The 16,782-nt window shown below is 56.6% G+C and carries 18 protein-coding genes; 10 read left to right on the forward strand and 8 right to left on the reverse strand.

All coding sequences use genetic code 11. The features are described 5' to 3' along the window. Window positions 1–119 precede the first annotated feature (119 nt). From mutS to LRO94_RS06640, 3 genes are all read right to left on the reverse strand, one after another. On the reverse strand, window positions 120–2,711 hold the full coding sequence (gene mutS / locus LRO94_RS06625) for a DNA mismatch repair protein MutS (protein ID WP_179179464.1): 2,592 nt from the start codon (window positions 2,709–2,711) through the stop codon (window positions 120–122). Between the two features lie 206 nt (window positions 2,712–2,917). Next, window positions 2,918–3,244, reverse strand: a complete 327-nt coding sequence (locus LRO94_RS06630; protein ID WP_179179463.1) for a DUF2388 domain-containing protein — start codon at window positions 3,242–3,244, stop codon at window positions 2,918–2,920. Between the two features lie 466 nt (window positions 3,245–3,710). Next, entirely contained in the window at window positions 3,711–4,625 is a 915-nt protein-coding gene (locus LRO94_RS06640) for an FkbM family methyltransferase (protein ID WP_179179462.1), read from the reverse strand. Between the two features lie 240 nt (window positions 4,626–4,865). Here LRO94_RS06640 and LRO94_RS06645 point away from each other — a divergent pair, with 240 nt between their 5' ends. The 6 genes from LRO94_RS06645 to recX all read left to right on the forward strand — a co-directional run bounded on the left by LRO94_RS06645 (window position 4,866) and on the right by recX (window position 9,315). Then, window positions 4,866–5,600 (forward strand): LexA family transcriptional regulator, encoded by a 735-nt coding sequence (locus tag LRO94_RS06645; protein WP_081797916.1) that lies wholly within the window; start codon window positions 4,866–4,868, stop codon window positions 5,598–5,600. A gap of 594 nt (window positions 5,601–6,194) precedes the next feature. Further along, on the forward strand, window positions 6,195–6,539 hold the full coding sequence (locus LRO94_RS06650; protein ID WP_032891769.1) for a phage holin family protein: 345 nt from the start codon (window positions 6,195–6,197) through the stop codon (window positions 6,537–6,539). 21 nt (window positions 6,540–6,560) lie between these two features. Beyond that, complete coding sequence (locus LRO94_RS06655) at window positions 6,561–7,007, forward strand: hypothetical protein (protein ID WP_233896970.1); 447 nt, start codon at window positions 6,561–6,563, stop codon at window positions 7,005–7,007. Window positions 7,008–7,195: 188 nt separating this feature from the next. Continuing rightward, a complete protein-coding gene (locus LRO94_RS06660) occupies window positions 7,196–7,696 on the forward strand; it encodes a CinA family protein (protein WP_032891768.1) in 501 nt (166 codons plus the stop codon). An 84-nt stretch (window positions 7,697–7,780) separates the two neighbouring features. After that, window positions 7,781–8,839 carry a recombinase RecA gene (gene recA / locus LRO94_RS06665; protein WP_032891767.1) on the forward strand — a complete coding sequence of 353 codons (1,059 nt, stop codon included), beginning with the start codon at window positions 7,781–7,783 and terminating at the stop codon, window positions 8,837–8,839. An 8-nt stretch (window positions 8,840–8,847) separates the two neighbouring features. Beyond that, window positions 8,848–9,315 carry a recombination regulator RecX gene (gene recX, locus LRO94_RS06670; RefSeq protein WP_099601243.1) on the forward strand — a complete coding sequence of 156 codons (468 nt, stop codon included), beginning with the start codon at window positions 8,848–8,850 and terminating at the stop codon, window positions 9,313–9,315. 210 nt (window positions 9,316–9,525) lie between these two features. Here the strand turns inward: recX and LRO94_RS06675 are convergent, their stop codons facing one another. Both LRO94_RS06675 and LRO94_RS06680 read right to left on the reverse strand, forming a co-directional pair. Then, window positions 9,526–10,638 (reverse strand): LOG family protein, encoded by a 1,113-nt coding sequence (locus LRO94_RS06675; protein WP_032891765.1) that lies wholly within the window; start codon window positions 10,636–10,638, stop codon window positions 9,526–9,528. 291 nt (window positions 10,639–10,929) lie between these two features. After that, window positions 10,930–11,367 carry a PA3611 family quorum-sensing-regulated virulence factor gene (locus LRO94_RS06680; RefSeq protein ID WP_095183975.1) on the reverse strand — a complete coding sequence of 146 codons (438 nt, stop codon included), beginning with the start codon at window positions 11,365–11,367 and terminating at the stop codon, window positions 10,930–10,932. Window positions 11,368–11,546: 179 nt separating this feature from the next. On the opposite strand from LRO94_RS06680, the gene LRO94_RS06685 reads away from it, so the two are divergent. The 3 genes from LRO94_RS06685 to LRO94_RS06695 all read left to right on the forward strand — a co-directional run bounded on the left by LRO94_RS06685 (window position 11,547) and on the right by LRO94_RS06695 (window position 13,607). Next, the gene (locus LRO94_RS06685; protein WP_032891762.1) at window positions 11,547–12,266 is read left to right on the forward strand and encodes a tRNA-uridine aminocarboxypropyltransferase; all 720 of its coding nucleotides are present in this window, start codon (window positions 11,547–11,549) and stop codon (window positions 12,264–12,266) included. Window positions 12,267–12,518: 252 nt separating this feature from the next. Further along, a complete protein-coding gene (gene erdR, locus LRO94_RS06690) occupies window positions 12,519–13,169 on the forward strand; it encodes a response regulator transcription factor ErdR (RefSeq protein WP_032891760.1) in 651 nt (216 codons plus the stop codon). Between the two features lie 75 nt (window positions 13,170–13,244). Continuing rightward, entirely contained in the window at window positions 13,245–13,607 is a 363-nt protein-coding gene (locus LRO94_RS06695) for a diacylglycerol kinase (RefSeq protein ID WP_032891758.1), read from the forward strand. 3 nt (window positions 13,608–13,610) lie between these two features. On the opposite strand, the gene LRO94_RS06700 is transcribed toward LRO94_RS06695, so the two are convergent. Then, entirely contained in the window at window positions 13,611–14,537 is a 927-nt protein-coding gene (locus LRO94_RS06700) for a LysR family transcriptional regulator (protein ID WP_179179461.1), read from the reverse strand. 123 nt (window positions 14,538–14,660) lie between these two features. Between LRO94_RS06700 and fpr the strand changes: the two genes are divergently transcribed. Then, window positions 14,661–15,440, forward strand: a complete 780-nt coding sequence (gene fpr, locus LRO94_RS06705) for a ferredoxin-NADP reductase (protein WP_003189055.1) — start codon at window positions 14,661–14,663, stop codon at window positions 15,438–15,440. A 150-nt stretch (window positions 15,441–15,590) separates the two neighbouring features. On the opposite strand, the gene tsaA is transcribed toward fpr, so the two are convergent. Together tsaA and LRO94_RS06715 are read right to left on the reverse strand one after the other, a co-directional pair. Further along, window positions 15,591–16,286: a tRNA (N6-threonylcarbamoyladenosine(37)-N6)-methyltransferase TrmO gene (tsaA, locus tag LRO94_RS06710; protein WP_099601244.1), complete on the reverse strand. Its 696-nt coding sequence runs from the start codon at window positions 16,284–16,286 to the stop codon at window positions 15,591–15,593. A gap of 3 nt (window positions 16,287–16,289) precedes the next feature. Next, window positions 16,290–16,751, reverse strand: coding sequence for a YehS family protein (locus LRO94_RS06715; RefSeq protein ID WP_032891756.1), 462 nt, complete (start codon window positions 16,749–16,751; stop codon window positions 16,290–16,292). Window positions 16,752–16,782: the final 31 nt, after the last annotated feature.

Here is a 16,782-nt window from a genome sequence, read left to right on the forward strand (position 1 = left end):
GGCAGCGAAACCCTGTGTGGCAGGGCTCGCGAGGTTCGGGAGCGATAGTCTGCAGGCCAGGCTAAGAGCCCGCAGCATCCCAAACCGCGCGAGAGTCTACCAGCTTGCAAGCGTCTGCGTTATATCCGAACTTGCAGTGCATATAACATTTCGAGCGCTTTACGCGGTGTTAAGCCGTCCAGGTCAAGCTTGGCCAGCTCATCCAGCACGGGGTGTGGCAGGCTGGCGAACATATCGCTTTGGTGAGGCGCGGAAGGTTTGTTGGCGGTCTTGGCTGGGCTGGTAACCACGGTTTCATGGGGCAGAGCCGTGGTTTCCAGGCGACCGAGGTGTTCACGGGCACGCACGATCACGTCGTTCGGCACTCCGGCCAATTGCGCCACCGCCAGTCCGTAACTTTGGCTGGCGGGCCCAGGCAACACATGATGCAGGAACACGATGCGTTCGTTGTGCTCAGTGGCATTGAGGTGCACGTTGGCCACCAGTGGCTCGCTTTCCGGCAGCACCGTCAGTTCGAAGTAGTGGGTGGCAAACAGTGTGTAAGCCCGCAGATGCGCCAATCGCTCGGCGGCTGCCCATGCCAGGGACAAACCGTCGAAGGTGCTGGTACCGCGACCCACTTCGTCCATCAGCACCAGGCTGCGTTCGGTGGCGTTGTGCAGGATGTTGGCGGTTTCGCTCATTTCCACCATAAAGGTCGAGCGGCCACCGGCCAGGTCATCGCTGGAGCCGATCCGGGTGAAAATCCGGTCTACCAGGGACAGTTCGCAACTGGCCGCCGGCACAAAGCTGCCGATATGCGCCAGCAACACGATTAAAGCGGTCTGGCGCATGTAGGTCGATTTACCACCCATGTTAGGACCGGTGATCACCAGCATGCGTGTATCGTCGTCCAAGGACAGGTCGTTGGCGACGAATGGCGTGGTCAAGACCTGTTCCACCACCGGATGGCGGCCCTGCACGATGCGCATGCACGGTTCGCTGACAAAGCGTGGGCAGTTGAGATCAAGGTTCAACGCACGTTCGGCAAGGTTGCTCAATACATCCAGCTCCGCCAGGGCGGCGGCAGTGTCCTGCAGCGGCGCCAGTTGGCTGATCAAGTCTTCTAGCAAGGTCTCATAGAGCATTTTCTCGCGGGCCAGGGCACGGCTCTTGGCTGACAGCGCCTTGTCTTCGAACTCTTTGAGTTCCGGTGTGATAAAGCGCTCGGCGCCTTTGAGGGTCTGGCGACGTTGATAATCGATCGGTGCCGACTCGGCCTGCTTGCTTGGTAACTCAATAAAGTAGCCGTGCACGCGGTTGTAGCCGACCTTCAGGTTGGCGAGACCAGTGCGGGCTTTTTCGCGGGCTTCCAGGTCAATCAGGAACTGCCCGGCGTTTTCGCTCAGGGCTTGCAGTTCATCCAGCTCACTGTCGTAACCGGTCTTCAATACACCGCCGTCACGGATGATCGCCGGCGGGTTATCGATGATGGCTTTTTCCAGCAACGCGGCCAGTTCCGGGTAGGTGCCCGCCGTGATTGCGAGCTGTTGCAGGTGCGGCGTGTCCAGCTCGGTCATCGCCACTTGCAACTGCGGCAGGGCGCCAAGGGCGTCGCGCAGGCGTGCCAAGTCACGAGGGCGCGCATTTCGCAGTCCAATCCGTGCCAGGATCCGCTCAATGTCACCGATTTCTTTCAGCTGTGGCTGGAGCTTTTCAAAGCGATAGCCATCCAGCAGGCAGGTAATAGAGGTTTGACGCGCTTGCAGCACGCTCAGATCCCGCAGCGGACGATTCAGCCAGCGCGTCAGCAGACGGCTGCCCATGGCAGTCTGGCAACGGTCGACCACCGATTGCAGCGTGTTGTCACGCCCGCCGGACAGGTTGGTGTCCAGTTCCAGATTGCGACGGCTGGCACCATCGAGCACCACGGTATCGTCCAGGCGCTCATGGCGCAGGCTGCGCAAATGCGGCAGGGCAGTGCGCTGGGTTTCCTTGGCGTAGCTGAGCAAGCAACCGGCGGCGCCGATGGCCAGGGTCAGGGTTTCGCAGCCGAAGCCTTTCAGGTCTTGTACCGAGAACTGCTGGCACAGGCTTTTGAGCGCCGAATCACGCTCGAAATCCCACGGCGCACGGCGCTTGGTCCCACGGCGTTTTTCCGCCGGCAGGTCCTTCGGCCAATCGTCCGGGATCAGCAGTTCAACAGGATTGATGCGCTCCAACTCCGCCAGCAAGTTCTCCCAGCCCTTGATCTCCAGCACGCTGAAATTGCCGCTGGTGATGTCCAGCACGGAAAGGCCGAACAGCCGTTCATCGCCCAACACCGCAGCGATCAGGTTATCGCGACGCTCATCCAGCAGCGCCTCATCACTCACCGTGCCCGGTGTAATGATGCGCACCACCTGACGCTCTACCGGCCCCTTGCTGGTCGCCGGGTCGCCGATCTGCTCACAGATCACCACCGACTCGCCCAGCTTCACCAGCTTGACCAGATAGCCTTCCAACGAATGGTAAGGAATCCCACACATTGGAATTGACTGTCCCGCCGACTGCCCGCGCGCGGTCAAGGTAATGTCCAGCAACTTGGCGGCCTTCTTCGCGTCTTCGTAGAAGATCTCGTAGAAGTCGCCCATGCGATAGAACATCAACTGATCAGGGTGCTGGTTTTTCAGGCGCCAGTATTGCTGCATCATTGGCGTATGGGAGGACAGATCGGAAGTGTGTTTACTCATCAGATAGTTAGCAAATTCGTTGAAAGGAGTGGGGCAAAGGTGGGGCGCTCGGCCCTGCTGATTTTGCAATGGCCGCAAGGTTAACACGCGAGGTCGGCCCTTCGCAGGTCGCAAACGGCCAGGTAAAACGTAAAAAAGGGCCGCGCATTTATTTAAATGCACCGCCCCTTTTGCCTTTCGGCCTGTGCTGAATATGGACGCCTCTCTCAGTACGAAACGGCGATAGCCTTGGCCAATTGCATGTCGGACATAAGCGGCGCGGGGTAGGTCGAATGATAGTACCGAGATGCCCGTTCAAACTCGGCCCCGCGGATTTCGCCGTCCGAACCGATAAACGCAAGGGCGTCGGTTTTCGATGATGTAAAAAGCTTTGGCGCTTCGGTCGTGAGAGAAGTAGTGCCTGCAACCAAGATGGTTGGCACGAACGTGGAGTACATCAGCGCTTTATCGAAGGGGTTGGCATTTTCTGCCGCCACTGCCTGATTGCCCATCAGCACAATGACAGCGATTGTCAGCGTTTTCCATGAGTCCATTCGTCGATGTTTCCATTTTGATTTAAGGGCGGGACGATATCAGGGCCGGCCATTCCCCGCGGTCACCTCATCCGGGCGAAGCATAGAAGTGGTTGAGCACTGCCAGCTCAATCCCAGCCACTATTGCGCAGAGCACAACGAAGCCTCGGCTGAAGACCCGCTTACTATTGGATGAGGCTCCTTCTATCCAGTGCGCGTCGGTGTAGCTTGTGAACATCCCAATGAGCGCCAGTAGGGTGCATGTCTGCACCTTGCTCCAGAAGCTCTGATCTCGCCATGAAGTCATCCGTGTTATTCCATATCGCACATTGCCTAGCCAATCTTCGCTTTACTACTGCGCGCTGAGCTGAAGGGTGCAGGCCTGTTCGCCAAGCAGGTAATCGCAGATTTATAAGGTTGGCATCTATGGTCGCAGACAGCCGGAGTTGGATTGTAGGCGCTCATGCTTGGGGATATCTACAAATGGTCAGGTTAAAGGGGAAGTGTATTCTTCAAGAACCTTGTTTATGAGCGAAGAGTCCTCTTTGTGGACTGCCAAAATGTCGTAGTAGTAAATTGTTCGTGTAGAGCGTCCAGTGTTTTGCTGCCAGATGTAGTTTATGAGCTGGACGATAATGCTCATCTCGCCTGTGCGAATGACGATTTCGCCAAAGTTGTCAAAAATCACCCAATCACAATAGCCTGCCTGCTGAAGCGCGCTGAGCGTTTTTAAATAGCCTGATTTTTGGTATTCGTGATCGTATTGGCATTCAAAGAAAAGGATTGGTTTGTGTTTTTTTATAACTACCATGGAAGAATCAAGTACATCGTAATCGAACCCGTCAACGTCACTTTTCAAGATGCGTATGCTGGATTCATTGGGGATCAGCTCATCCAGTGGCGACGATTTTAGGCCGCCCTCATTTTGTAATATCGCGTGTTTTGTCCCGTTTTGTCCGTCAAGTGAGACGTTGGAGATGTTTTTTCCTACCAGGGCTTTTATTGTAGTGACTTTTAAGTGGTTTATTGAGGTTTTTATTTTTTTGACATTATCTTCTAAGTGCCTGTAAAAAGAATCATCAGCTTCAATGCAGATATAATTAGCAGTGGTATTCTGTTCAGCCATGCCCGCTAATGAATCTCCGATATTGGCACCTATATCTATGATGGTTTCTGAGTCATTGATGTAGCGTGTTAGGTGTGGCAAGAACCTATCATATTTTGGGTGTTGTTTTTGAAAATCAGGTAACAGGTGGTGCGCTGGCAAGTTTATTGAAAAGCTTCTGTATTTATAGCTTATAGGTAACTTTGAGTATTTTCGAAGTTTTCTGATGATTCTTGATGTTAATTTTGAGATCAAACTTAAATTTCCTTGAGTAGTTTTTATTTTCCTAGCGTGCATTTAGGTATCCATTGACAGATTCTTCCTTTTGTATCTGTTATGCACGACTTGGTATCAAGGATCTTACGTTTAGAAATAGCCTAAGGGAATCCGCTTTCGAGGGCGGAACGATGATGACTGGAGTCTCGCCACTGGGATGAGTCCGTTTAGGCGGTAAAAAGGGTGTCAAATGCATAAAAATGCATCATTTATGCGATTAAGCATTTGCCATTCTCCAAGTCTCCCGTCACTATCCGCGTCATGCAAAAACGCAATGTTTCTATCGTTTTAAGAGAGCTGCTGGACCGCGACCGGATCTCTCCCACGGAGCTTCACCGGCGTACCGGTGTGCCTCAATCCACGTTGTCCCGGATCCTCAGCGGGAAGATCGCTGACCCGTCGGACAAGCACATTTCCCGTATTGCCGAATACTTCCGCATCAGCACCGACCAGTTGCGCGGGCGCGTGGCGGTGGGCGTTTCGCGAGATGACGAGCGAGATCCAATGCATTCGGAACTCAAGGACATTAGCCTTTGGGACGACGACACCCCCGTTAATGAGGACGAGGTGTCGATCCCCTTTCTGCGCGAGGTTGAATTGGCCGCTGGATCAGGAAGATTCGTCATCGAGGAAAGCGAGAAAGCCAGCCTGCGTTTTGGAAAGCGCAGCTTGCGGCATAACGGCGTGCAGTTCGACCAGGCCAAATGCGTAACGGTGCGTGGCAACAGTATGTTGCCGGTATTGCGCGATGGCGCGACGGTCGGGGTGAATGCCGGTAAGAGTGGCATCGGCGATATCGTGGATGGCGACCTGTATGCCATCAATCACAACGGGCAACTGCGGGTTAAACAGCTCTACCGCTTGCCTTCCGGGATTCGTCTGCGCAGCTTCAATCGTGATGAGCATCCTGATGAGGACTACAGTTTCCAGGAGATCCAGGATGAGCAGATCAGAATCCTTGGCCACGTGTTCTGGTGGGGCATGTACGCTCGTTAACTCCCTTAAGTAAGACAAAACCCGCCGATGTGCGGGTTTTTTTTCCGCTTGCCAAAAGTCGTCAAGCCCTTTGCCCACGGGGCTATAAATGCATTAGCGCATTCATACTTTGAAAATAAATGCATTAATGCATTGACTGTATATCCATCCAGTCATACTCTTCATCTCAAGCCAGCCAACGAGGTCTGGTGGAGGCGGCAAGGATGCTGCTGAGGAAGACAAGGAAGGCATGCAATATTGGCAAGGACGCCACAAAAGCGATGGCAGGGATGCCAGGCAACACCGGCAAGGACGCCGACGCTTTTTAGTGACATCGCTTCAACAAGACAAGCAGAGATAGGCCGGCCTTAAAGGTTCAGAGAGTTGGCAACTGGTCCGGGTGTGCAGCGTAAAGCCCGAAGCAGTTCTCCCGCAGACATGGATCATGGTCGGAAAAACATCGAGGAAAAATCCGTACCGCGCAAGCAGCGCCGAAGGGTTGAGGAGGTTATTACTGAAAAGCCTGGGCAATCGGGCTTTTTGGAATGCCTACCGACACATGGAGTTACCCGAACGCCGGCACGTTGCCGGCATTGATCAGCCAGGAGGCGTGAAATGACAAACGAGCTGCAAGTGTTGGCGGAAATGCCTATCTGGCTGGTGATCGTACTGGCCCTGATCGGAGGTGTATCCGGCGAAATGTGGCGTGCCGATAAGGAGGGCGCCCGCGGTTGGTCCCTGATGCGGCGCCTGGCGCTGCGGTCCGGCGCGTGCATGGTCTGCGGGGTTTCGGCACTGATGCTGTGCTACGCCGCCGGCATGTCGATCTGGACCGCCGGCGCCATTGGTTGCCTTACCGCCATGGCGGGGGCTGACGTGGCCATCGGGCTTTATGAACGTTGGGCGGCAAAGCGCATCGGGGTCAACGAAGTGCCGCCCTCTGGGCCTGATCAGCATTAACTGTTGCAAGGACGCAATGTAATGACACTTCTCAAAAATACGCCTCAACTGCCTTTGGCGATCGGGGACGCGCTGAAGGGCGCCTTTCCACGGTTGCGTGTAGGCAATCGCCATACCTTGACCGATGCCGAGAATAGGACGCGCGTGTTGATCAGCGTGGAACGTAATGGCCCCGGTGAACATTCCCTTGAAGGGCGCAAGGCACAGGCCTTGTCGGTCTCACTCAGGGCCACGGTTGCGAGCGTGTCGTCGCCCTTTGGCGCCTGTGATTTGGCCAGCCAACTGATGGATCTGGCCTTGGATAACCGCTGGGGCTTTGCGCCTGATCAGTGCGACTTGCCTACGTCGATCGTCGCCGCGCCGTCCCCACTCAGTGGTGCCGAAACGGACTACATCAGTTGGACCGTATCCTTCACTCAAACCCTCTACCTCGGCCCTGGTGTCGACATCGCGTCTTTTTCAGGATGAAACTGATGGTGATCACGCTGCCACAACCCGCTCAAATCGTGCCCGGAGCCCGCCTTGGAGAAGGCATTTCTTTGCCCGTTTTAAGTATGCGCGCCGTCGCCCGCTAGTCTCTCCATTCTGTCTGTCGCTTGCACGGGGTATTTGCTCCTGTAGGGTAGGCCAATGCCCGCTAACTTCTGGAGACGACCGTGAAGGAAATCACTCAATTGGCCGCCGAACTGGGTCGCCGTTTACAGGTGCTCAATGCTCACGTCACCACGGCGGAGTCCTGCACCGGTGGCGGGATTGCGGAAGCTATTACGCGGATCCCCGGGAGTTCGGCATGGTTCGAGGCCGGATACGTCACTTACTCTAATCGTCAGAAGACCCGGCAGTTGAATGTGCCGGAAACATTGTTTCCGAAAGTGGGCGCCGTCAGCCAGGAAGTGGTGGAGGCCATGGTGCGCGGTGCGCAGGAAAAAAGCCTGTCGCGATTCGCTGTTGCAGTCAGCGGCGTGGCGGGGCCTGACGGCGGTTCGCCGGACAAACCGGTAGGCACTGTCTGGCTGGCCTTTGGTGTGGGTGATGAGGTCACGGCCGAGCTCGCGCACTTCCCGGGCAACCGCGATGAGGTCCGCCGACAAACGGTAAAGGCCGCGCTTGAGGGCTTGTTGCGACGAGCTGCAGCAGAAATAGAAAATCAGGGGTAGGCGATCTCCAATCTTTGTGGAACAATACTGTCTACTTATACAGGTGTTGGCCGCCCCGGCCTTATTGATTACGTGAGGACTTTAATGGACGACAACAAGAAGAAAGCCTTGGCTGCGGCCCTGGGTCAGATCGAACGTCAATTCGGCAAGGGTGCCGTAATGCGTATGGGCGATCACGACCGTCAGGCGATCCCGGCTATCTCCACTGGCTCTCTGGGTCTGGACATCGCACTCGGCATTGGCGGCCTGCCAAAAGGCCGTATCGTTGAAATCTACGGTCCTGAATCTTCCGGTAAAACTACCCTGACCCTGTCGGTGATTGCTCAAGCGCAAAAAATGGGCGCCACCTGCGCGTTCGTCGACGCCGAGCACGCCCTGGACCCTGAATACGCAGGCAAGTTGGGTGTCAATGTTGATGACCTGCTGGTATCCCAGCCGGACACCGGTGAGCAAGCCCTGGAAATCACCGACATGCTGGTGCGCTCCAACGCCATCGACGTGATCGTGGTCGACTCCGTGGCTGCCTTGGTACCCAAGGCTGAAATCGAAGGCGAAATGGGTGATATGCACGTGGGCCTGCAAGCCCGTCTGATGTCTCAGGCGCTGCGTAAAATCACCGGTAACATCAAGAATGCCAACTGCCTGGTGATCTTCATCAACCAGATCCGTATGAAGATCGGCGTGATGTTCGGTAGCCCGGAAACCACCACCGGTGGTAATGCGTTGAAGTTCTACGCTTCGGTCCGTCTGGACATCCGCCGTACTGGTGCGGTGAAGGAAGGCGACGAGGTTGTCGGTAGCGAAACCCGCGTTAAAGTCGTTAAGAACAAAGTGGCCCCGCCTTTCCGTCAGGCTGAATTCCAGATTTTGTACGGTAAGGGTATTTACCTGAACGGCGAAATGATCGACCTGGGCGTGCTGCACGGTTTCGTCGAGAAGTCCGGTGCATGGTATGCCTACAACGGCAGCAAGATTGGTCAAGGCAAGGCTAACTCGGCCAAGTTCCTGGCAGATAACCCGGATATCGCCGCCACACTTGAGAAGCAGATCCGCGACAAGTTGCTGACTGCAGCTCCCGACGTGAAAGCTGCTGCCAACCGCGAGCCGGTTGCAGAAGTGGAAGAAGCCGACACTGACGTCTGAAGCAAACGATGACTGTTGTGCTGGATACACTCGTCGCCGTTCGGCGCACTGCTATGGACCTGCTCGCTCGACGCGAGCATGGTCGAGTCGAGCTGACGCGCAAACTGCGTCAGCGCGGCGCAAACCCTGAGATGATCGACACGGCCCTTGACCGTTTGACGGAAGAAGGGCTGCTGTCGGAATCCCGTTACCTCGAAAGTTTTGTCTCCTACCGGGCCCGTTCCGGCTATGGCCCTGCGCGTATTCGCGAAGAGCTGAGCCAGCGTGGCCTGCAGCGTGCCGATATCGACCTTGCGTTGCGTGAGTGCGGGATTAGTTGGCAGTCGCAGTTGGAAGATACTTGGCGTCGCAAGTTCTCCGGCCATCTGCCTATTGATGCCCGGGAGCGTGCGAAGCAAGGCCGCTTCTTGAGTTACCGCGGGTTTTCGATGGAAATGATCAACCGTTTGTTCAGCGGCCGAGATATGGACGACTGAAACTGTGTTGAGCGTGCTTGTCATTTTTGCGGGTTTGTATTGGTGAGCAGGTTTTTTGTGTAGAGCAAGCATGTTGTGGTGAGCGGGCTTGCCCTGCGCTGGGCTGCGCATCAGCCCCAATCACCGCAATCGCTCGCCTCCCATTTCCACTGAAACACCACCAAAAAAGGCTCACTATGAAAATAGTGGGCCTTTTTTTGCTCTAAAAAATCAAGCCGGCTCTGGCGCCACTCGCTGCTGCGTCTTCCCCTGAGCCTGCGCCCAGTTCTCCGGCAAATTGATGTAATCCACCAACTCCCGCAGTCTGCCTTGGTCTCGTCCATTAAAGTTGAACACCAGTCGCGTCAAATGGCTGAACCTCGCTTCATCATGCTCCTCACCGGTATACGCGAGTTGCTGAAACTCGCCGCTTAGCCGCAGGCTGGCAAACTCACTTTGCAAGTGGGCCAGCGCCCGATCACTGAGCGGGTGATTCATACGCACCACAAACTCGCGCTTTAACCAGCGCGTGGAATGGAAATTGGCATAAAACTGATTGATCTCCTCCACTGCTTCTTCAGCGTTGTACACCAGCCGCACCAGCTTGAGATCGGTAGGCAAGATATAGCGATTGGCTTCCAACTGGCTGCGGATAAAATCCAGGGCGCCTTGCCAAAATCCTCCACCGGGTGCATCCAGTAACACCACCGGTACCAGTGGGCTCTTGCCGGTCTGGATCAGTGTCAGCACTTCCAGTGCTTCATCGAGGGTGCCGAAGCCGCCTGGGCATAGCACCAGTCCATCGGCTTCCTTGACGAAGAACAGTTTGCGGGTAAAAAAGAAGTGAAAGGACAGCAGGTTCTCGGTCCCATCAATGGTCGGGTTGGCGTGCTGTTCGAACGGTAAGGTGATATTGAACCCCAGGCTGTGCTCCAGGCCGGCGCCTTCGTGTGCCGCGGCCATGATGCCGCCACCTCCGCCGGTAATCACCATCAAGTCCGAGCGCGCCAGTGCTGCGCCTACTTCCCGGGCTAATGCATACAGGGGGCTTTCCACAGGGGTACGTGCCGAGCCGAATACGGTGACCTTGCGTCGGCCCTTGAACTGTTCGAGCACACGGAAGGCGTTGTCCAGTTCACGTATGGCTTGCAAGGTGATCTTGGCATTCCAGCGATTGCGGTCGTCCTGTGCCATGCGCAGCACGGTGAGGATCATGTCGCGATACAGAGGGATATTCGGGCTGTCGGGGGCGATCAGTTGGAGTTGGGCTTCGACCTGCTGCGTGAGGTCGGCCCCATTTTTTTCAAAATGCTGGAGCAGGCTGTCATTCGGTTCGTAAGGCATTCAACTTCTCCTTCTTGCAGGGCCGGGTAACCGACGAGATGTTCGCCGGAGGCTACGACACTGCATGTGTCGCTGCTTGCCGCAGGGGGCAACCTTCTTTTGCCCTGAAAATGTTACAGAACAGCATCAGAAATGCTGTGAGCGAGCGGTCGGGATGGCTTGATCATGGGCCGAAAAACCCTTGGCTGGCAACCGCTTATTGGTTGCTCAACAGTGAGTCTAGCCGTCTGAGGGGCGTTGCAGCGGGGGAGTGCGCGCCACTGAATAGCAGCGCGCGAAGGTCAGGTTGGATTACTTCTTCTTCTTCTTCGCCGGAGCCGGGCAATCCGTTTCCACGAACTTTACCGAAGCCACAGGGCGGTTGGTTTTGTTCTCGGTGATTTCATAGCGCATCACGGCGCCTTTGGCCATCAGCTCGCGGTAGCCTTTGTTCAGGCACACGCTTTGCCCCAGTTGGAAATACACAGCCTTGGGGTTGGCGCGCATTTGCTCGGCACGGTCGGACATGACGCTCAGGTGATCGATCAACTGCATGCCTTCAACGGTGTAGGCCACTTCCAGGGTTTTTTCATCGATTTCCCGGGGCAGATCCTTGTTGCTTTCTGCCGCGACGCTTTGCAGTTTCCTGTTCATCTGGGCCTCCAGCAGCGAGGCCGCATGTGCGCCCACAGGCAATACCAGCGCAAGTGCGATGGATGGGACGACAAGGCGCAGCATGGAACGCAGCATGAAACTCTCCTGATTCGGTTACTGGTGCATAGACCAGCCACTGCGCTGTGCGTTCAGTGGCGCGCAATTATAGGTGACCCCTTGCCACTACAGCCAGGCGTATCGCTGGTAAACTGCGGCCATCTCAGCCTTTCACGAGTTCTATCCGTGTCGATTTACCCGTTCCTGCGGCGCATCCGATGAGCCATGCCGTTTCCCGTCTGCGTACCCAGCGTCTGGCGCGCGCCATTAAGCCCTTCGTCAACCGAGGCTCCCGTGCCGAACGCTGCCCCGGCTGCCGGGTGATTCCCGAGTACTGTCTCTGTGCCTGGCGCCCGAAAGTCGAGGCCCGGTCCGCGATGTGCCTGCTGATGCACGATGTTGAACCGATGAAACCCAGCAACACCGGCTGGCTGATCGCCGACGTCATTGACGACACCACGGCCTTCGCTTGGGCTCGCACCGAAGTCGAGCCGGATTTGCTCACCCTGCTCGCTGACCCGCAATGGCAGCCGTATATCGTATTTCCCGGCGAATTTGTGGCGCCGGAACGGGTGGTCAACGAAGTCATCGTGACGCAGGGCAAGCGCCCATTGTTCATCCTGCTCGATGGCACCTGGAGTGAGGCGCGCAAGATGTTCCGCAAAAGCCCGTATCTGGAGCACTTACCCGTTCTGAGCCTGGCGCCCGAGCAGCTCTCACGCTACAAACTGCGCCGCTCCAAACGTGATGATCATTTCTGTACCGCCGAAGTCGCAGCGCTCTGCCTGGAGTTGGCTGGCGATGGGGTTGCCAGCGAAGTGCTGGATGCCTACCTCGATGTGTTCAGCACCCATTACTTGGCCGCCAAGTTCCAGATGCCTCTGGATGCGACCGATGCCGTCCATACCCGTCTTGCGCCCTATATACCCGCGGTATAGCCAGGCGACGTTGGCATGATGGCACTGTAAGCCTGCACCCCGCTAAAATGCCCTCGGGCGTAGTGCTTGACCCCCTAGGCTACGCTGGGCATGCTGGGCGCCGATTGGGGCGCAACCGTGAATTTTCGACGTCGTATCACGTGCTTTTGACGTTGAACGTGCCCTGTGGCGATGGCTGCCTGGCCGTTGCCTTGTGTACTGGCGAACCTTGAACCCATCAAGGCAGCCATAAAAAACAGGATCATTTAATCAATGGCCACATACGAAATCCTGATAGCCGATGACCACCCGCTGTTTCGCAGTGCGCTGCATCAGGCCGTAACGCTGGGCCTTGGCCCGGATGTGCGTCTGGTTGAAGTGGCCAGCATTGCCGAACTGGAAGTCCGCCTCACCGAAAAATCCGACTGGGACTTGGTGCTGCTCGACCTGAACATGCCTGGCGCCTACGGTTTCTCGGGGCTGGTGCTGCTGCGTGGGCAATACCCGCAAATTCCCGTGGTGATGGTCTCGGCGCAGGAAGACGCTGACGTGGTGGTTCGCTCCAAGGAGTTTGGCGCCAGTGGCTTTATCCCCAAGTCCAGCGCCATGGAAGATATCCAGAGCGCCGTACGTAAGGTGCTGGACGGTGATGTGTCCTGGCCGCCGCAAGCATTTGAAGAAATTAACGTGTCTGACGAAGCCAAGGCCGCCCGTGATGGCTTGGCGAGTCTTACGCCCCAGCAGTTCCGAGTGTTGACCATGGTCTGTGAAGGCCTGTTGAACAAGCAGATTGCCTATGAGCTGAGCGTGTCGGAAGCGACCATCAAGGCCCATGTGACCGCGATCTTCCGGAAGCTAGGGGTGCGCACGCGGACCCAGGCGGCGCTGCTCTTGCAACAACTTGAGTCAATTTCGCAGCATTGAGCTGTTATCGATTCACGCTTTTTTGACTTTGCGTGATCTAGTTTCCCCACTTCTTTGGTTCAGTTGCCTACGTCTATGTCGCCTTTCAAGGGTCAAACCGGTATCAAACGTATCTTCAATGCTGGGGGATATTCCCTGGATGGCCTGCGCGCAGCGTTCACTGGCGAGGCCGCGTTCCGGCAGTTGGTGTTGCTGAATGTCATCCTTGTCCCGCTAAGCTTTTTCCTGAACGTCAGTCGTGTCGAACGGGCGCTGCTGATTGCAGTGTGCCTGCTGGCCTTGATCGTCGAATTGCTCAACTCGGCCGTAGAAGCAGCCATCGACCGCATTTCCCTGGACCGCCATCCACTGTCGAAAAACGCCAAGGACATGGGCAGCGCCGCGCAATTTGTGGCACTGACCATGATTACCCTGGTGTGGGCCGTGATACTGATCTAACGATCAAGCGATGTTCGGCAGCACGATCTCGTCGCTGCGCTGAACCCCAGCGGTGAATGCGCGGCACAGTTCCAGAAACTCGCGCATCGCCGAGGTCTGGTATTTCTGTTTATGCCAGATGAAGTAAAACTGCCGCGCAAGGTCCAGGTCAGGGGTTTCAACCGGCACCAGGCTGCCACGGCGGAACGCGTCGCGCAGTGCCAAGCGCGAGATGCAGCCAATCCCCAATCCCGACTCCACGGCGCGCTTGATTGCCTCGGTGTGCTCAAGCTCCAAGCGGATGTTCAGCGCGCTGCGGTGATGACGCATGGCCTGGTCGAAGGTCAGGCGTGTGCCTGAGCCTTGTTCGCGCAGAATCCACGCCTCGTAGGTCAGCTCCTCCATGGTGGCCATTCCTCGCTTGGCCAGGTGATGCTGAGGCGCGCAAAACACCACCAGCTCATCCTCCACCCAGGTTTGCACCTCTATATCGGGGTGGCTACAGTCGCCTTCGATTAGACCCAGGTCAATTTCGTAGTGCGCAACCTGATGCACGATATTGGCAGTGTTCTGCACATGCAGCTTTACCTGGCTCTCGGGGTGCTGCTGCATGAAGCTGCCGATCAGCAGGGTGGCCAGGTAATTACCGATGGTCAGGGTCGCGCCGACGGCTAGAGAGCCGAAGCCGGACTTGCCGTTGAGCAGGTCTTCGATCTCCTTGGCTTGGTCCAGCAGCGCTACTGCCTGGGGCAGAAGCTGATGGCCCAGGGCGTTGAGGCTCAGGCGTTTACCGGCGCGGTCGAATAATTGGCAGCTGGATTGACGCTCCAGCTCCGTAATCGAGGTGCTGGCTGCCGATTGAGATAAGGCCAGAAGGCCAGCAGCGCGCGAGACGCTTTCCTGCTGGGCGACGGCGACGAAGACTTGCAGTTGACGGAGAGTAAATCGCATATCTATATAACCGATAACCCTTATCTTAATAATCCAGTTAACAGATATTGTCGCCGCCATTAGAATGCTGTGCAATTGCGCAGCTACATTTGGCGCAGACCCATTTCCAGGAGTTACCCGTACATGAGCAACATGAACCACGAGCGTGTCCTCAGTGTTCATCACTGGAACGACACTCTGTTCAGCTTCAAGTGCACCCGCGATCCGGGCCTGCGCTTTGAGAACGGTCAGTTCGTGATGATCGGCCTGCAACAGCCCAACGGCCGCCCGCTCATGCGCGCTTACTCCATCGCCAGCCCGAACTGGGAAGAGCATCTGGAGTTCTTCAGCATCAAGGTGCCGGATGGCCCGCTGACTTCCCAATTGCAGCACTTGAAGGAAGGCGACGAGATCATCATCAGCAAAAAACCGACAGGTACCTTGGTGCTTGACGATTTGAAGCCAGGCAAACACCTGTACCTGCTCAGCACCGGTACTGGCCTTGCTCCGTTCATGAGCGTGATCCAGGACCCGGAAACCTACGAGCGTTTCGAAAAAGTGATCCTGTGCCACGGCGTGCGTTACGTCAACGAAGTCGCCTACCGCGAGTTCATCACCGAGCACCTGCCGCAGAACGAATTCTTCGGCGAGGCCCTGCGTGACAAGTTGATCTACTACCCTACCGTGACCCGCGAGCCATTCGAAAACGAAGGCCGCCTGACCGATCTGATGCGCAGCGGCAAGCTGTTCAGCGACATCGGTCTGCCGCCGATCAACCCCGAGGACGACCGCGCCATGCTGTGCGGCAGCCCGAGCATGTTGGATGAAACCAGCGAAGTGTTGAACAGCTTCGGCCTGAAAGTTTCGCCGCGCATGCGTGAGCCGGGTGATTACTTGATCGAGCGTGCGTTCGTCGAGAAGTAATCCCGTCAGCCCATGTGCTGACCAAGCAACAAAGAAGATCCAAATGTGGGAGGGGCTTGCCCCCCGATGAGCGAGTGTCAGTTGATACATCTCTGACTGACACACCGCTATCGGGGGCAAGCCCCCTCTCACATTTTGCTTCCGGTTTATTCAGTTGGCTGGGAGTACTTCCAGCACACAAATCATCCCCGCCTCGGGATAGTGCCAGCGCACATCCACGTCCCAGAACTGCGCGCCATATTCGCGCTCAGGCCCAGGCTTTTGGTACGCCGGCCGTGGATCCTGCGCCAAGCACTGATCAATCAACTCCACCAGAGGCTCTCCCAGGCGTTGAGCGTGGTCTTGTGCTTGCAGCAGGGCGGTCTTCAGCCATTGCACGCCAATCAGGTCCGGCGCATCACTGGCGATGCCATTGGTGGCGTCCGCGACACTATCGGCATATGGCACATACGGCTTGATATCCAACACCGGCGTGCCATCGAGCAAATCAATCCCGGAAATCCACAGTCGGCCCGGTTCCACTTTGTCCAGCTTCACCACCGACTGGCCGATGCCGTTGGGCCGATGGGTCGCACGGGTGGCAAACACGCCCATGGACGTGTTACCGCCCAGGCGTGGCGGGCGCACTTTGAGGCGTGGTTTGTCTTCCAGGGCCTGGTGAAACAGGAACAACAGCCACACGTGACTGACCTGCTCCAGGCCCTGCACTGCCTCACCCTGGTCAAACGGCGCCACCAGTTCCAGCACGCCTCGGGCCGCTGGCGCCAGTTGTGGTTGGCGCGGAATGGCGAACTTCTCCTTAAAGCAGGAGCGTACGAAGCCGACGGGTGAGACCTGATAGCTCATGGCTTACGCACGAACCCGCAGGGTCAGGCCCTTGAGGAAGTTGCGCAGCAACTGGTCACCACAGGTACGGTAGTTGGTGTGGCCGAACTTGCGGAACAGCGCGCTCAGCTCCGGCTTGGACACCGGAAACTCGGCAGCCTTGAGGATGGCGTGCATATCGTCTTCCTTCAGTTCGAAGGCTACACGCAGCTTTTTCAGGATGATGTTGTTGGTCACCGGGGTTTCGATCGGCTGCGGCGGACGGCTTTCGTCCTTGCCACGCTTGAAGATCACCAGACCATCGAGGAAGTACGCCATGACCTCATCCGGGCAGAACACGAAGCCTTCTTCCTCATCTTTCTTGAGGTAGGTCAGCAGGTCTTCCTTGGTTACGTCCATGCCGCCGAGCTTGATGATTTCGACCATCTTGTTGTCGCTGATGTCGAGCATGTAGCGCACGCTGCGCAGTACGTCGTTGTGAATCATGGTGGGCAGTCCTGGTATTCAACTGAGGACA

It is taken from the genome of Pseudomonas sivasensis (genome assembly GCF_021391435.1).
In the GTDB taxonomy this organism is placed as follows: Bacteria; Pseudomonadota; Gammaproteobacteria; order Pseudomonadales; family Pseudomonadaceae; genus Aquipseudomonas; species Aquipseudomonas sivasensis.

Bases quoted from the DNA above. Each gene is read 5' to 3' on its own strand.
- LRO94_RS06700 (WP_179179461.1), bottom strand. From the start codon at position 14,537: ATGCGATTTACTCTCCGTCAACTGCAAGTCTTCGTCGCCGTCGCCCAG.
- LRO94_RS06650 (WP_032891769.1), top strand. From the start codon at position 6,195: ATGACAAACGAGCTGCAAGTGTTGGCGGAAATGCCTATCTGGCTGGTG.
- recA (WP_032891767.1), top strand. From the start codon at position 7,781: ATGGACGACAACAAGAAGAAAGCCTTGGCTGCGGCCCTGGGTCAGATC.
- LRO94_RS06715 (WP_032891756.1), bottom strand. From the start codon at position 16,751: ATGATTCACAACGACGTACTGCGCAGCGTGCGCTACATGCTCGACATC.
- LRO94_RS06695 (WP_032891758.1), top strand. From the start codon at position 13,245: ATGTCGCCTTTCAAGGGTCAAACCGGTATCAAACGTATCTTCAATGCT.
- LRO94_RS06675 (WP_032891765.1), bottom strand. From the start codon at position 10,638: ATGCCTTACGAACCGAATGACAGCCTGCTCCAGCATTTTGAAAAAAAT.
- recX (WP_099601243.1), top strand. From the start codon at position 8,848: ATGACTGTTGTGCTGGATACACTCGTCGCCGTTCGGCGCACTGCTATG.
- LRO94_RS06630 (WP_179179463.1), bottom strand. From the start codon at position 3,244: ATGGACTCATGGAAAACGCTGACAATCGCTGTCATTGTGCTGATGGGC.
- LRO94_RS06640 (WP_179179462.1), bottom strand. From the start codon at position 4,625: ATGCACGCTAGGAAAATAAAAACTACTCAAGGAAATTTAAGTTTGATC.
- LRO94_RS06685 (WP_032891762.1), top strand. From the start codon at position 11,547: ATGAGCCATGCCGTTTCCCGTCTGCGTACCCAGCGTCTGGCGCGCGCC.
- fpr (WP_003189055.1), top strand. From the start codon at position 14,661: ATGAGCAACATGAACCACGAGCGTGTCCTCAGTGTTCATCACTGGAAC.
- tsaA (WP_099601244.1), bottom strand. From the start codon at position 16,286: ATGAGCTATCAGGTCTCACCCGTCGGCTTCGTACGCTCCTGCTTTAAG.
- erdR (WP_032891760.1), top strand. From the start codon at position 12,519: ATGGCCACATACGAAATCCTGATAGCCGATGACCACCCGCTGTTTCGC.
- LRO94_RS06645 (WP_081797916.1), top strand. From the start codon at position 4,866: ATGCAAAAACGCAATGTTTCTATCGTTTTAAGAGAGCTGCTGGACCGC.
- LRO94_RS06680 (WP_095183975.1), bottom strand. From the start codon at position 11,367: ATGCTGCGTTCCATGCTGCGCCTTGTCGTCCCATCCATCGCACTTGCG.
- LRO94_RS06655 (WP_233896970.1), top strand. From the start codon at position 6,561: ATGACACTTCTCAAAAATACGCCTCAACTGCCTTTGGCGATCGGGGAC.
- mutS (WP_179179464.1), bottom strand. From the start codon at position 2,711: ATGAGTAAACACACTTCCGATCTGTCCTCCCATACGCCAATGATGCAG.